This window comes from Methanosarcina baltica (genome assembly GCF_055394095.1).
On record NZ_AP042463.1, the window covers coordinates 2,184,875 to 2,200,262 of the forward strand.

Sequence of the window (15,388 nt, forward strand, 5' to 3'; positions counted from 1 at the left end):
AAAAAATAGAAACACAAACCATAATAATTAAAAACAATAATCTCCTTAGAAGTAGCACTATTTTTTAAAAGTTAACATCGACACCTCAGTGTAAAGGACGTCATCAAGGATGCAGATCACAAATCCCAAAAAAAATCCCAGGAAGGAAGAAGATATCCCGGGAAAAGCCCCGGGCCAGAAAAACATGAAAACCGGCTCAGACCGGGAGGAGCCGGGCCTGGCAGGGAAAAGAGCAGGAGAAGCTCCTGTTCTTGAAACCAGAAAGCTCTGCTACCGCTATCCTCACCTGAAGGAAAACGCCCTTGACGGAATCGACCTGAAGGTTTACCGGGGAGAGAGGATTGCAGTGCTCGGGGCCAACGGGGCCGGGAAATCCACCCTGTTCAAGCACCTTAATGGGATTCTGCACCCTCATTCGGGGGAAGTCCTGCTAAAAGGGGAAAAAATCACGAAAAAGAATATGCGGGCCTGCCGGCAGACTGTGGGAATCGTGTTTCAGGACCCTGACGACCAGGTGCTTGCCCCGAGCGTGGAAGAAGACGTGGCTTTCGGGCCGATTAACCTGGGGCTGCCTGAGACAGAGGTCCGGGCAAGAGTGAAAGAAGCCCTTGTACTGGTCGGTCTCAGCGGGTTTGAGGAGCGAGCTCCCCACCACCTGAGCGGAGGGCAGAAAAAACTGGTCGCAATCGCAGGCATCCTGGCCATGCGCCCCGAGGTCATCGTGCTGGACGAGCCCACGGCCGGCCTCGACCCCCTGAGTTCGGCCCGGGTCCTTGAGTTGATCATGAAAATGAACAAAGAGCTCGGAATTACCCTTTTGCTCTCCACCCACGAGGTGGACATTGTCCCCTATTTTGCGGAAAGGGTGGTCGTGCTCCACCACGGACGCCTGGAAGCCGACGGGGGGCCGGAAGAAATATTCAGTAACCCGGACCTGATCAGCAAAGCCCACCTCAGGCTTCCCAGGGTTGCAGAAATCTTTGAACTGCTGCGGCAGGAAGGGGTCAACGCACAGATCCGGATAACAGCCGAATCCGCAAAAGAGGAAGTCCTGCGCCTTATGCAAACAGGCCCGGATTAATTAAACCGGAAAAGCCAAAAAACCAAAAAACCGGAAAAAAAGAGCTTTTCCAGGCCTTCAAAAAGGAGATTTTCCAGTGGTGACCCTTACCGATATCGAACGCGAATCTTACAAAAACAGCCCCATACACCGGCTTGATGCCCGGGTAAAGCTGCTTTTTACACTTGCGATTATCCTCTACGTTGTGAGCCTGCCCCGGATTCATGAAAAAAATATGGTCCGCTTTCTCTTCCTTGAGATCTACCTTATACTCCTGGTCTTCCTGGCAGGGCTGGACCTGCGGTATTTTGTCCTGCGCATCCTGGCTGTGCTCCCCTTCGGGCTCGGAATTGCCCTCCTCCAGCCCTTCCTCAGACCCTCCTTTGTTGAAAGCTATACCCTTTACCCGGCTACTCTTCCCTTCGGGTTGAGCATAACTTACGAGGGACTGGCTTTCGGGACCTCCCTCATCTTAAAGTTCCTGGTCTGCGTTACGGCAATCGTTTTTTTCTCATCCAGCACCCGGATGAGGGACATGGTCAACGCGGCCGGGAGACTTGGGATCCCGGCGGAGTTTACCCTGCTCCTGAGCATGATGGTGCGCTACCTCTTCCTCTTCTGGGGAATGCTAAAACGCATAAGGCTGGCCCAGCAAACCCGGCTCTTTGACATCTGGAACAAAAAAGTATCGAGGAAATGGGTCCTCAAACAGGTCGGGAACAGCATAAGTTCACTGTTTATAAGGTCCTACGAACAGGGAGAGAAGACCTACATAAGTATGCTCTGCAGAGGGTACGGGAGTGGGCATGAAAGAGCTTATTACAGCAGCAAAATAGGCGGGAGAGATGCCCTCTTTTTGCTTGCGGGCCTTGGGTGCATCCTGTTGACTCACTTTTTTGCCTGAGCATTTTTATCCATTTTTTCAGGATAAAAGAACCTGTACAACCTGTACTGTTTTTCTGGTGAAAATTCATCTGAAGAACCTTTTTTCTTGTGGATACCAGCAGCAGATCCGGATAATAACATGAAGTTCTACTTCAAGTATACATAATGTGATCAAAATCACATATAATCGAAAAAAGTATTATCAAAAAGTATTTATGTAATACTGAATAACATAACAGTGTTAAGTTAACATTGTTATATAAACAGTGTCAACTACCCCTCCCTAAAACCTTCGCCTAATGGCTCAGGTTTTAGAGTAAGGGGCTTGCTTCGGTAAGCCCTAGTTGAATAGCCTTTCGTTATACTGGTCATGATATTCGAGGATACTCCACACGTTCTCGGAGATTTCGATTTGGATTAAACATCCCTGAGAGGTAGGGGAAGTGTTCAGGTCATTAACAAGCCAGTATAACAGTGGCGATGTGGACTCACTCCTGCAAAGGAGGACAGAACATAAGGTCACTGTCAAACAACATTAAGGTCCCCTGTTAAACAAAAAATGGGGGCCTTAGTCTCGATGCATTCATCTCCCACCTGCCAGTTCCTCCAAAGTCGGAACTGTCGTGTTAAACCATAGGTTTAACAGGAGTTTCTAATTTTCAATTAGAAACATCGAGGAAGGAGTCTTCTGCTGTCTGAGATAAATAACAGAAGTGTTACAATGATTATTTTGTTAAAACGGTAAGAATAGAGCAACCGTGCAGTCAAAATTCCACTAATGTATTAAATTAATATTATTAAGTTAACCGATTTAAGACCACATAGTCAACTGCTTCTGACTGAAGACTCAGGGATTTTCTGCTGCGTTCTTATAAATGGACAATAGAATAACATTACAAATATTAGATTCATCAAAAATATCAGATTCATCAAAAATTAAGGAAAAAGAGAGGGAAAAAAGTTGCATATACCTGATGCCTTTATGCCTTTAAACCAGGCAATCATCTACTGGATCATTGCTCTCCCATTCATCCTGATGTCAATGAAATGGGCAAAAAATGAACTTGATGAAATGAAAGTCCCGATCCTCGCCGCCCTTGCGGCCGGAATTTTTGCAATCCAGGCCATGAACATCCCCATCGGGATGGGGACGAGCGGGCACATGGTGGGGGCAACCCTTGTGGCTATCGTCTTTGCAAGCCCCTGGGCTGGAGTCCTTGTCCTTACCCTTGTGCTGCTCGTGCAGGGCTTTGTTTTTGGAGACGGTGGGATTTCCACCATGGGGGCAAACATTCTAAATATGGGAGTTATTTCTGGTTTTGTGGGGTACTATACCTATGCGGCTCTTCGAAAGAGTTTGAGTGCCAACGTAGCAGCCTTTGGGGGCGCCTGGCTCGGGCTCTTCGTATCTGCCATCGTTTGCGCCGTCCAGATGAACCTTGCCGGAATGTTCCCTCTCAAAGAAGGGCTTATAGCCATGGGGACCTTTCACCTGATCATTGGCTTTATCGGGGAAGGCCTGATCACAGCAGTCGTAATCTCAGCAATTGCCAGGTCCCGCCCTGACCTGCTGGAAAACAAATTTGAAGCAGGTTCCGAGAGAGCTGATACGGAGGCCTTCGCATGAAAGCGGATAATATGAAATTCCTCTATGCGGGGGTCCTGATTGCCCTGGTAATTTCAGGGCTTGCCCCCTTCCTTGCATCTTCCGATCCCGACGGGTTGGAAAGTGCAGCTGGTGGGGTAATTGATGAGTCCAGAATGACCGAACTTGAAGAAAGCGAACCTGTTGTGAACGCTCCTATGGCGGACTACGCAATTGAGGGCCTGGGCAAAAGCGGGGAAATTGCAGCCATTGCTCTGGGGACGCTCGCAGTGCTGGGAATAAGTTTCGGATTTGGAAAAGCCTTTAATAAAAAAGCCTGAGAGAGGGAAAATATTCCCCTCTTTCTTCAGAAAAACCTGTGTTTTCTATTTTCTTAATCAGCTCAAATCCTTCTTAATCAAGCTCAAACCGTGCTCGAAGGGCAGAGTTGACTTAGCACGCACTCCATACACTTCGGCTTCCTGGCCTGACAGACCTTTCGTCCATGATAGATCAACGTCATGGACAGGGAGTCGAGATCCTCTTTTTTTGCAAGTGCTATCAGGTCCCGCTCGATTTTAACCGGATCAGAATTTCTGGAAAAGCCCAGCCTTTTCGAAAGCCTTTTTACGTGCGTGTCCACCGCGATTCCCTCAATGATCCCAAAGCCCCGCGCAAGTACGATGTTTGCGGTCTTTCGCCCGACGCCAGGAAGGCTTATGAGCTCTTCCATAGTCTGCGGGACCCTGGAATCATATTTTTCAAGCAGAATCTGCGCGGCCCTGATAATGTTTTTTGCCTTCTGACGGTAAAAACCCGTGGAATAGATGTCCACTTCGAGTTCCCGGGGGTCGGCAAAGGCGTAGTCTGTGACGGAGTTGTATTTTTTGAACAGGTGTTCCGTAACCTTGTTGACCTGAGAGTCCGTACACTGGGCCGAAAGCACGGTTGCTACCAGAAGTTCAAGGGGGTTTCCGCAGTTCAGGGCCGGTTTTGCGTCCGGGTACTCATTTTTAAGGAGAGCCCAGACCCTGTCGAAGTTTTGACGTTTGTCCGGGATTTCAGAAGCTGAAGAAGATGAAGAAGAAGATGGAGCAGGTTTCGGTTTTTCAGAGTTTTTTTCAGGATTTTTTGCGGGCATGGGGAAAACACCGGTTTGATTGGTCTGATTCAGAAAGAAATCTCAAAGACTCTTCCGGGAGGCAGTATTTAGAACTTTGGGCCTGTGTGGGAAGACAGAGAAAAACCCGAACGAATTTTGGGAAGAAATGGAACTCTTTTTGTGAAAAAGCACCAACGTTAACAAAAAATCAAATAAAAGCTGGAGATTCCTGTTTTTTCCGAAATACATTATTATATTAGTCTGTTGACCATAAGTTTTATAGGCACCCATTTAGAAACAAACTATATTGGTGATTTTTTGGTAAAAAGGGCACTGCTCAGCGTCTCTGATAAGACTGGCATCGTGGAATTCGCTCGTGGACTCGAAGAACTCGGTGTGAAGATTATTTCAACTGGCGGAACTGCGAAAATAATTCGCGATGCCGGAATTGAAGTGGCCGATGTTTCGGAAGTTACGGGCTTTCCCGAAATGATGGGGGGCCGGGTCAAGACCCTGCACCCCAGGATTCACGGAGGGCTGCTATGCCTCCGGGGAAGCAAAGAACAAATGGAAGAAGCTCGGAAAGAAGACATAGCTCTCATTGATATGGTGGCCGTAAACCTCTATCCTTTTGAAGTCACGGTCTCGAAAAAAGATGTCGAGCTTGAAGAAGCCATCGAAAACATTGATATCGGAGGGCCCACCCTGCTCCGGTCGGCCGCCAAGAACTACGGCTCCGTGGTGGTCCTTTGCGACCCTGTGGACTATGGGCATATCCTGAAGGAGATCAGGTCAAGCGGGGTCGTCTCGGATCAAACCCGGGCCGAACTTGCGGTCAAGGCCTTCAGGCACACGGCAAACTATGACGCTGCAATTGACACCTACCTGAGCAGGACCCTGCTTGGAGAAAGTGTCATGCGGATGAACTTCACGGAAGGAATAAAACTCCGCTATGGGGAAAACTGGCATCAGGAAGCCAATTTCTATAAGGACCCTGGGGTCAAGGGGCCGAGTCTCTCCAATGTGATCCAGTTGCACGGAAAAGAGCTCTCCTACAACAACTACGTGGATGCCGACAATGCTCTCCAGACAGTCAAGGAACTCGGAAACACGGGCCCTGAGGTTGCCATTGTGAAGCACAACAACCCCTGTGGGCTTGCCACCGGAAACACGCTGCTCCAGGCCCTTCAGGCCGCCTGGGACGGAGATCCAATTTCCGCTTACGGGAGCATCATCTGCACAAACACGACCTTTGACCTTGAGTCTGCCCATTTCCTGAACGGGAAATTCGTGGAAATCATCCTTGCCCCGGACTTCACACATGACGCCCTGGAATTCCTGAAAAACAAGAGCGAAAATCTGAGGCTCCTGAAACTTCCAGAAATAAACGAGAGTTTTGGGACGGACTATACCTACAAATGCTTAATCGGAGGAATGCTCAAGCAGACCAGGAACACAGGGCTCTATGAGAAATGGGAGTCAGTAACCGAAAATGCTTTCCCCGAAGAAAAACTGCCCCTTTCGGAATTCTGCATCAAAGCCTGTAAGTCCACAAAATCCAACGCCGTAATCCTGGCCCATGAATACGAACCCGGTTGCTTTATGGTACTCGGGATGGGAGCCGGTCAGCCGAACCGCGTGGACTCTATCCGCAAGCTTTCCGCCACAAAGGCCATTGAAAACCTGAAGATAATCTATGAAAGAGAGCAGCCTGAACTTCCATTTGAAGCCTACTGCAAGCAGATCATGTCCGAATGCGTGATGGTCTCTGACGCCTTCTTCCCCTTTGACGACAGCATCATCCATGCCGCAGAAAATAACGTCCGCTACGTCGTGTCCCCGGGAGGTTCAATCCGGGATAACGAGGTCATAGAAACCGCAAACAGGCTTGGAGTCTCATTGATTTTTACCGGAATGAGGCACTTCCTGCACTGAGCAAAGTAAAGTCAACTACCCCTGAGCTAAAAACTCAGGGACCCCCTCTGCTGTGTTCTTATAAAATGTTCTTCATTACTGTTCAATTTTTCTTAATTCTGATTTCCGATTTCTTTTTTTGCTATTCCGGTACTTATTATTATTATTATTATTATTATTATTATTATTATTATTATTATTATTATTATTATTATTATTATTATTATTATTATTTTTTAGTAAGCTGCCCTACCAGAAACCATTCTCAGTCAGAAGGCTCGAATTATTGATTAAGGGCTCCTGCTGCAAAGGATTGAACACAACGCTACTTTCTCCAGTTAAGCCTTTTAGCAGGTCGACCTTTTCAGAAATTATGCAAATATATTAATATTAGTGGATAACATTTATATTATTGTAATCAACTAATATTCAATAACCCTTAAAAGGAATATGTCAAACACATACTTACAAACACAATCTACTTATGTTTAATAATTATTATGTAACAATATATATATATTTCCAAAGACATTCAAGCGTAAACTTTATGCATAACTTTCGATCACAATAAATACTCTTGTTACCATATAGTCTCTTCAGGAATAGCTACAGAAACCCTATCAACGACCCTAAGCCAAAGATTAAGAGATTTTCTGCTGAGTTCATATAAAAGTACAAAAAACCCGACAAACCCAACCAGACCCTTAAAAAACCCCATTAAATAATCTGGAAAAATCACAGTAAACCCCACTAAAATGTTTTAATATTGGATGGAAAATCCTGATTAAAACAGCCTTAGAAATTTGATTTTTCCGATAAAACAACTTTATTCCACATCCATGCCATCAAAAACGGGTGATCCAATTGAAATCAAATGGACTGTTAAGTGTACTTACTTTTTCTGAAAAACGAAAAGGACTGCTTTTTTTACTGCAAGAAGAACCAAGAACCCTTTCGGACATAAAAGAGCATTTCGATGTAAGATCTCCTGAGATCCTCCCCCGTCTGAAAGAAATGGAAAACACTAACCTGATTTATAGAGAAGACGGACTTTACTACCTGACTCCCATCGGAAAAGTTGCAGCAAGGCATTTTGAGCCTTTCCTTAAAACCCTTAATGCAATTGAAGTCAATGAAAGCTTCTGGAAAAAACATGACCTTTCCAATATTCCCGAAAACCTGCTTGACAGGATTAAGGATTTGGGAGAATGCAAGATAGAAAAAGACGAAAATGAATACATATATGACTCCCACATACATTTTCTGGACAATGTCACAGCTTCGAGCCATTTCATGGGTTTTTCCTCTATATTTCTCCCCCATTACCCGTCCCTTTTCCTGGAAATGGCCAGAAAAGGAATTGCCGTATCCATTATAGTTACACCAAACGTCTTTTTCAAGCTCAAAAGCGGCCACTCTGAAGAAATCAATGAATTTCTGGAATTCGAGAAAACCGAGCTCTATCTCGCGGACAGCTTTAAAATCGCATTTGTGGCAACCGATAAATTCTTTTCCCTTTCCCTTTTCTTCAAAAACGGGACCTACGACCCGCAAAATGATCTTGTGGGCTTCAGTCCGGATGCCCTGGTATGGGGAGAAGACCTTTTTAATTATTACAGGGAAAAATCAATGAAAATCGAGACCCTTTGAGCTTTCAAAAAAAAGAGGAATGAATTAATGAAGGGGATAAGAATGTGTTTAGTCCCTGCCAATCCGGCAGGGGCTGCTGTGCCCTGAAATACTGGCTACACGACTTATCCCATAAGAGCCCTGGCAGCCAGCCTGAGTCCTACTATTGAGGTGGATTCCCCATCTACCAGGAAGGTGCGCTCTATTTTCTGGCTGGAGAGTACATTTTCTTCTTGTTTGGTATAGTTGAGGATGCAGATTAACCCACTAAAGAGACTGTAAAGAACAATGACTGGCTCGAAGGCTATCACTCCTTGCACCAGGGCAAGGCCGATCAGGAAGTGGGAGAACAGGTGCAGGCCGGTAAGCAGGTGGCGGGTATTTTTCATCCCAAGGCAAACGGGAAGAGTCCTGATACCTGCGAGAGTGTCTCCTTTTATGTCTTTAAAGTCATAGATTGCCGAGTTTATGAAAAGTTTGACCCCGAAGAAAGCGAATACCAGAATAATGGGCAGCAGATGTCCGGAACCGAATCCTGCAAGCCCTGCAATGAAAGCGCCCCAGGTCACCCCGACTACAAGGTTCTTGACTCCGAGCCCGCCTTTGAGCTTAAATGAGAACTTTCCAATTTTTAGACCTTTGCTGTAAAGGTAGCCGGTAATAAAAGGCAGAAAAGCAAGCATGAATAAGCCTTCTCTCGCCAGCAAATATAGCCCGGCAACAAAAGCCAGCAAAGAAACCGCAAGTCCGACACCCCGCCTTGAACCTTTCAGTTCCTGCCGGTTAACAGCATCTTCCTCGGACTCAAGGGCCCTGTCAAGCGTATAGACCGTGTAGACCACAAGCCCCCCCCCTATACAGGTCAAAAGGCTGGACTGAATATGGAGCAGGAGAAAAGCCAGGTGGACCCTGAGAGCTCCCGAAAAGGCGACCAGAGCAGAACTTTTCAGGAGCTCAAGGGTAGCATACAGATCGGGCCATGCAAGTTTATACAGTCTGGGATGTTTGAAAACGTTAGCAAAACTTCCAACTTCTACATTTGAGTTCATCGAACTAAACAGATCTGAACATTGCAATATTATTTATTGGATATAATATATTAGAATTAAAATAAAGTTATAATATAAAAATAATAAAATACGATTCGTTGAATAGAATAACAATGCTATAAAGGATACAAGGACAGACTAAACTAGATAGATATTCAATATCAAATATAATAGTCTGTTAATAACTTAAAAAAGATAAAACCAGGTTGCTTTACGAGGGGGAAAATGTCTCAAATTATACTCCAGTTTTAGGATATTTTGAAAATGTTTAACAGTACAGATAACCGTATCAGAACGTATTAATTGACATATCTCATCCTGCTTTCGGCAGGTACTTTGCATATTCTACATCATTTTTTCCGGATGTACCACATTTTCGGACATGTCTTCAGATTTTTTCACACCTCATTTGTACCTCCTTGCCCCCATAAATTTCACAAGTTCCACGGCAAGAAGGGTGGTCAGGGAAAGTGGCAGGATCACGGCCCAGTCCGAAAGGAAAAGGGCCTCAGTTTGGAAGGCCAGTTGCAGGACCGGAACATAGATCACGAGGAGCTGAAGGATCAAAGTGGTCCCTACGGCATAGAGGAGGGGCCTGTTTGAAAAAAACCCGAGGGTAAAGACCGAGTACCTGTCCGAGCGCCAGTTAAAAGCGTTGAATATCTCGGAAAGGACAACGAGGGTGAAGATGAGGGTCTGGAGTTTCTTAAGGTCAAAGTCATTTTTAAGGTCAAATCCATTTTCAAGGGACCAGACCACCACCAGAAGGGCCTGCACAGCGATAAGACCTCCTATAGCAAGCCCGGCCGTAATTTCCTTGTGGGTGATTAGCCCTTCTTTAACGTTCCTGGGTTTCTGACGCATGAGACCCCGGTCCGGCGGTTCCACCGAAAGGGCCATGGGGGGCAGACCGTCCGTGATGAGGTTGATCCAGAGGATCTGCACGGCGATAAGGGGTAAAAACTTCCAGTAGAGCATGACCGCAAGGACGATAATGACCTCTCCTATGTGGCAGGTGAGCCCGTAGGTGATGAAATTCTTGATGTTTTTGAAGATATTCCTGCCCTCCTCGACCGCGGCCACGATGGAGGCGAAGTTGTCATCGGTCAGGATCATGCTCGAAGCTTCCTTGCTCACGTCCGTCCCTGTGATACCCATGGCGATTCCCATATCTGCCGCCTTCAGGGCAGGGGCGTCGTTTACCCCGTCACCGGTCATGGCCACAACGTACCCCTTTTTCTTCAAAGCCTCGACAACCCTCAATTTGCTCGTGGGGTAGACCCGGGCATAAACCGTGACCTTTTCCACCACAGCCTCGAACTCCGTTTCTCCCATTCCCTCCAGTTCCGTGCCCGTAAGCACGAGGTCGCCTTCCCGGAAAATCCCGAGTTCCTCTGCCACAGCAAGGGCTGTCGTCCGGTGGTCTCCCGTAATCATTACGGTCCTGATGCCCGCGGCTTTGCAGGTTTTGATCGCCTCCCGGACTTCCTGGCGTGGAGGGTCCCGCATCCCCATGAGCCCCACAAAGACCATGTCCTCTTCCGCCTCTTCGTCCGTAATTTTTTGGATATGAGGTATGGGGCCCCCCCGCTCTTGCTCCTCCTTTTCACCCACTTTCTCTTCACCCACCTCCTTTTCAAAAGGCCGGTAGGAAAAAGCCATTACCCGGAGGGCCTGCCCCGCCATGTCTTTGACAGATTCCAGGATTTCCTCCCTCAGGTCGGGGGTCAGGGATTCGATCTGCCCGTTTTGGAAAACTTTCGTGCAGGAAGCCAGGATTACTTCGGGGGCCCCTTTTGAATGGGCAATGACGCCTTCCAGGGAAAGGTTAAGGGTGGTCATCCGTTTACGTTCGGAGGAGAAAGGGACTTCTCCTACCCGCCTGTGCCTGGCCTCAAGTTCGGATTTCCGGAACCCGGCTTTGGTTGCAGCTACCACGAACGCGGCCTCGGTCGGATCCCCTCTGATACCCCAGTTACCTTCTTTCAGGACCAGGCTTGCGTCGTTACAGAGGGCCCCTGTTATCAGGAGCTGCCGGAGTTGCGGTTCGTCCGGGGAAACAGGCACCTGACCAGAATTTTTTAAAAACTTCCCTTCAGGCGCATACCCGGCCCCGGTGACCTCAAGGAGCTGCCCTCCTACATAGATTTTCTCGACCGTCATCTTGTTCTGGGTAAGGGTTCCGGTCTTGTCCGAACAGATGATGTTGGTGGCTCCAAGGGTCTCAACGGAAGGGAGCCTGCGGACAAGGGCGTGCCGCTTAACCATCCTCCGGACCCCAAGCCCCAGGCCCACGGTCACGACTGCGGGCAGGGCTTCCGGGATTGCGGCAACCGCAAGGGCCACCCCCCAGATTAACATTTTATAAAAGTCAAAACCCCTCAGGACCCCGAGCCCCACGACAAAGGCCACCACCACAAGGGTCGCGGCCCCAATAAACTTCCCGAACTGGTCAAGGCTTTCCTGGAGGGGAGTCCTTTCCCGCTCGATTTTCCCAAGAAGCCCGGCCAGGGTCCCGAAGGTGCTTTGCATTCCGGTAGCCGTGACCACGGCGCGACCTCTGCCATAGGTTACCACCGTCCCGGAATAGACCATGTTCAGCCGGTCCGAAGCTTCGGTTTCCGGGGGAAGGACGGCGGAATCTTTCCGGGCGGGCACGGACTCGCCTGTTAGGGCCGACTCGTCTGCCCTGAGGTTTACGGCCTCGACCAGTCTCCCGTCCGCAGGGACCCGGTTTCCGACCTCCAGAAGGATGATGTCCCCCGGGACAAGTTCATTTGAAGGTATTTCTTTCTCAGTTCCCTCTCTTATGACCAGGGCCTCGGGGGCGGTCAGGGATTTCAGGAGATCTATTGCCTTTTCAGCCCTGTACTCCTGCACAAAGCCGAGCACCCCGGCAAGGAAAACCGTGAACATGATGACGACTGCGTCTATAACTTCTCCGAGCCCGGCAGAAACGAGGGCCGCAGCTATAAGAATCATGATCAGGAGACTCCTGAACTGCGAGATGAAGAGTTTCAGGGAAGATGTTTTTTCTTCCTCTTCGAGTTCGTTTTTCCCGTGTTCCAGAAGCCTTTTTTCAGCCTCTTCCGAACTCAGGCCCGCCTCAGACGTCTCCAGGGCCTCAAAAACAGATTTAATTTCCCGGTCATGGTACACTCAAATTTCCCCGTACCGCTGTCAATAGAATCCGTCAGTGGAATCCATTACTCAAATTATCGTATTATTATTAAATCCCTTTTAATATAATGCCTTGGCTCATCTGATTATGATAAATCCTGGTAAATATCTTTTTAGTATTTTTTTGGACTAACTATTATATAGTCACAAAGATAATATAATCATTGACTCTAATTGTAGAACTTCGTTCTGCAGGGCCCGTTGTCTGATCATGTATTCATTTTTCACCGGGGGCATTGGTGGATATGAAGGGGGATAAAGACAACAGGGGATCTAAAAATGAGTGGACGTTAGGCTCTAAAAATATGTAAGAGTAAACGTTAGGTTCTAAAATAGGTCAACTACCCCTCCCTAAAACCTTCGCCTAATGGCTCAGGTTTTTGAGGAAGGGGCTTGCTTCGGTAAGCTCTAGTTGAATAGCCTTTCGTTATACTGGTCATGATATTCGAGGATACTCCACACGTTCTCGGAGATTTCGATTTGGATTAAACATCCCTGAGAGGTAGGGGAAGTGTTCAGGTCATTAACAAGCCAGTATAACAGTGGCGATGTGGACCCACTCCTGCAAAGGAGGACAGAACATAAGGTCACTGTCAAACAACATTAAGGTCCCCTGTTAAACAAAAAATGGGGGCCTTAGTCTCGACGCATTCATCTCCCACCTGCCAGTTCCTTCAAAGTCGGAACTGTCGAGGAAGGAGTCTTCTGCTGTCTGAGATAAACGTTAGGCCGCATCAACCGGCCTTGGGGCCCCTTTCCCCGGATGCTCCGGCTCTGACGGAGCTGGTAGCCGGAGAATTCCTGGAGATTTCCGCATGGGCCTCTTGCAAACAATATTTAGAAAATAAGAAAAGGGAGTGGATAAAAGATGTTATTCTTGGACATTAGTACCTGGGACCCGACGGACCGTGATGCGATTCTGGACCACTTTAAAACACTGAAGGTACCTGACGGAGTTGAGATCATCAACCAGTGGATTGACCTCTCCGGAGGCCGCTACTTCATCCTCTATGAAGCTGAAAATTCAGAGGCCTATGCAGCTTTCAACCTGCCCTGGACAGATGTTTGCATCGTGGACAGCGTGCCTGTAATGGAAGCCAGCGAGTTCATGCAGATTATGCCTAAGTACCAGCAGTAAAGTTTCCGGGTCTATCGGGCGGATTCCAGCCCGAAAACCCGACTATTTTTCATCACAATTTCAATAAATTCGGCCCAGGGGCCGGTTTGCCGAAAACATTTACATATTTTTTAACTTCCTGGGGAATAACTTTTTCTGAAGGACATTTTCCTGTTTTCCGTTTCTCTTTTCCTGTTTTCCGGTTGCCACTCTCAGGTCTTTACCATGACGGTTTTGCTTTCAAGATATTCCGAAAGGGCATCCACCCCGTTTTCCCTGCCGATTCCGCTCTCTTTCGTGCCTCCGAAAGGAAGTTCGGGAGCGACTTTCAGGTGCTGGTTCACCCAGACTGTCCCCGCTTCAAGCCCTTCGTATGCGGTTCTGATCCTGTCAATGTCCTTTGTCCAGACCGAGGCCCCGAGGCCGTACTTTGTCCTGTTGGCCTCTTTGATTGCCTCGTCCAGGTCCAGGACGCGCACGATGGGGAGCACCGGCCCGAAGACCTCTTCCCGGACTAGCCTGGAATCCGGGGCCACGTCTGTTATGAGGGTGGGCTCAAAGAAGTTTCCTCCGGCGTATTCTTCTCCCTCGGGAATCCGCCCGCCCGTAAGCACTGTGCCTTCCTTTTTTTCTCTGACTTCTTCGAGGAGGTCCAGGACGTAAGTCATCTGTTTCTCCGAGTTCAGGGGGCCCAGGTCAACCCCCTCCGAAAGCCCGTTTCCGACCCTCAGGCCTTCTACCCGCACCTGGAGTTTTGCCGTAAATTCGTCCGCAATTGTATCCTGGAGGTAGAGCCGCTTTACAGCGGTACAGGTCTGCCCGCAGTTGTAAAACCTGCCCTTCAGTACTCCTTCGACCGCAGCGTCAAGGTCTGCGTCCTCACAGACTATCATGGGATCACTTCCTCCCAGTTCGAGAGTCAGGCGCTTCATGGAAGGGGCCGAAAGGGATGCAACCCGTTTTCCGGTCCCGGTGTCTCCGGTAAAAGAAAGCCTTTTGATTCCGGGATGTTCTGCAATCGCTTCTCCTACAACCGGGCCCGGTCCCGTGACCACGTTCAGGACTCCGGGAGGAAGCCCCGCTTCTCCGAGGAGGGCGGCAAGGGAGAGGTTTGTGAGAGGCGTGGAACTTGCGGGTTTCAGGATCAGGGTGTTTCCGGAGATCAGGGCCGGCCCTATTTTCCAGCCCATGATCAGAGCGGGCATGTTCCAGGGGATGATGGCGGCACAGACTCCGAGAGGGTTTTTAAGGGTAAAGGAATAGCCGTTTCCCGGAACCCGGACAAAGTCACCTTTAAGGGTACTTGCAAGCCCGCAGTAGTATTCGAGTACCCGGGAAAAACCCCTGAGTTCGTTTTTCGCCTCAGTGAGGGGTTTTCCCTGCTCCGAGGTGAGAAGCACGGCAAGGTCGTCCATCCACTCCCGTACAAGCCCCACGGCCTCATAGAATACCCTGGCCCTTTCCTGTGGGGGAGTGGCTGCCCAGGGCCCGGCGGCCAAGGTTGCGGCTTCGACTGCCGCCTCCACATCTTCCTTTCCTCCCAGTGGGGCCTTATCAACAACTTCCCCGGTCGCGGGGTTCAGGACCTCATAAAATTCCAGGCTATGAGAGTCCTCAAATTTACCGTTTATCCACATTTTCATAATTTTTTCACCTTAATCTACAATATTGATCTTTCAAATTATAGTCATAAACCTGGAATTTAAAATCGACCCATTGGTTAACAAATTTCCCATTAAAGAACCACAGGTGGACACGGATAAACATGGATTGAAGCCTTCGTGTTCATCTGTGTTTATCCTTGGTTTATTCCCAAATTTTAGAAAATCAATACATTAATTTCTTCTTACCCTCTCAACATTTTCCC

12 protein-coding genes are annotated in these 15,388 nt (G+C 48.2%); 7 read left to right on the top strand and 5 right to left on the bottom strand.

Annotated elements, in window-relative coordinates:
- Positions 1–109 precede the first annotated feature (109 nt).
- Together ACZ5QV_RS09515 and cbiQ are read left to right on the top strand one after the other, a co-directional pair.
- Complete coding sequence (locus tag ACZ5QV_RS09515) at positions 110–1,081, top strand: energy-coupling factor ABC transporter ATP-binding protein (RefSeq protein ID WP_464599598.1); 972 nt, start codon at positions 110–112, stop codon at positions 1,079–1,081.
- Between the two features lie 79 nt (positions 1,082–1,160).
- Positions 1,161–1,964, top strand: coding sequence for a cobalt ECF transporter T component CbiQ (gene cbiQ, locus ACZ5QV_RS09520; RefSeq protein ID WP_464599599.1), 804 nt, complete (start codon positions 1,161–1,163; stop codon positions 1,962–1,964).
- On the opposite strand, the gene ACZ5QV_RS09525 is transcribed toward cbiQ, so the two are convergent.
- Positions 1,949–2,086, bottom strand: a complete 138-nt coding sequence (locus ACZ5QV_RS09525; RefSeq protein ID WP_464599600.1) for a hypothetical protein — start codon at positions 2,084–2,086, stop codon at positions 1,949–1,951. The two genes, cbiQ and ACZ5QV_RS09525, sit on opposite strands and share 16 nt — an antisense overlap.
- Before the next feature lie 820 nt (positions 2,087–2,906).
- Here ACZ5QV_RS09525 and cbiM point away from each other — a divergent pair.
- Together cbiM and ACZ5QV_RS09535 are read left to right on the top strand one after the other, a co-directional pair.
- A complete protein-coding gene (gene cbiM, locus ACZ5QV_RS09530) occupies positions 2,907–3,572 on the top strand; it encodes a cobalt transporter CbiM (protein ID WP_464599601.1) in 666 nt (221 codons plus the stop codon).
- Positions 3,569–3,871 (top strand): PDGLE domain-containing protein, encoded by a 303-nt coding sequence (locus ACZ5QV_RS09535; protein WP_464599602.1) that lies wholly within the window; start codon positions 3,569–3,571, stop codon positions 3,869–3,871. Before cbiM ends, ACZ5QV_RS09535 begins: the two co-directional genes overlap by 4 nt.
- Before the next feature lie 83 nt (positions 3,872–3,954).
- On the opposite strand, the gene nth is transcribed toward ACZ5QV_RS09535, so the two are convergent.
- On the bottom strand, positions 3,955–4,671 hold the full coding sequence (gene nth, locus ACZ5QV_RS09540; RefSeq protein WP_464599603.1) for an endonuclease III: 717 nt from the start codon (positions 4,669–4,671) through the stop codon (positions 3,955–3,957).
- A gap of 279 nt (positions 4,672–4,950) precedes the next feature.
- On the opposite strand from nth, the gene purH reads away from it, so the two are divergent.
- Both purH and ACZ5QV_RS09550 read left to right on the top strand, forming a co-directional pair.
- Positions 4,951–6,567 (top strand): bifunctional phosphoribosylaminoimidazolecarboxamide formyltransferase/IMP cyclohydrolase, encoded by a 1,617-nt coding sequence (gene purH, locus ACZ5QV_RS09545; RefSeq protein WP_464599604.1) that lies wholly within the window; start codon positions 4,951–4,953, stop codon positions 6,565–6,567.
- An 834-nt stretch (positions 6,568–7,401) separates the two neighbouring features.
- On the top strand, positions 7,402–8,196 hold the full coding sequence (locus ACZ5QV_RS09550; protein WP_464599605.1) for a helix-turn-helix transcriptional regulator: 795 nt from the start codon (positions 7,402–7,404) through the stop codon (positions 8,194–8,196).
- Between the two features lie 104 nt (positions 8,197–8,300).
- Here the strand turns inward: ACZ5QV_RS09550 and ACZ5QV_RS09555 are convergent, their stop codons facing one another.
- Both ACZ5QV_RS09555 and ACZ5QV_RS09560 read right to left on the bottom strand, forming a co-directional pair.
- On the bottom strand, positions 8,301–9,224 hold the full coding sequence (locus tag ACZ5QV_RS09555) for a UbiA family prenyltransferase (protein WP_464599606.1): 924 nt from the start codon (positions 9,222–9,224) through the stop codon (positions 8,301–8,303).
- A 405-nt stretch (positions 9,225–9,629) separates the two neighbouring features.
- On the bottom strand, positions 9,630–12,383 hold the full coding sequence (locus ACZ5QV_RS09560; protein ID WP_464599607.1) for a cation-translocating P-type ATPase: 2,754 nt from the start codon (positions 12,381–12,383) through the stop codon (positions 9,630–9,632).
- An 889-nt stretch (positions 12,384–13,272) separates the two neighbouring features.
- Between ACZ5QV_RS09560 and ACZ5QV_RS09565 the strand changes: the two genes are divergently transcribed.
- Positions 13,273–13,542: a DUF3303 domain-containing protein gene (locus tag ACZ5QV_RS09565; RefSeq protein ID WP_464599608.1), complete on the top strand. Its 270-nt coding sequence runs from the start codon at positions 13,273–13,275 to the stop codon at positions 13,540–13,542.
- 191 nt (positions 13,543–13,733) lie between these two features.
- On the opposite strand, the gene ACZ5QV_RS09570 is transcribed toward ACZ5QV_RS09565, so the two are convergent.
- Positions 13,734–15,164: an aldehyde dehydrogenase family protein gene (locus ACZ5QV_RS09570; protein ID WP_464599609.1), complete on the bottom strand. Its 1,431-nt coding sequence runs from the start codon at positions 15,162–15,164 to the stop codon at positions 13,734–13,736.
- Positions 15,165–15,388 lie beyond the last annotated feature (224 nt).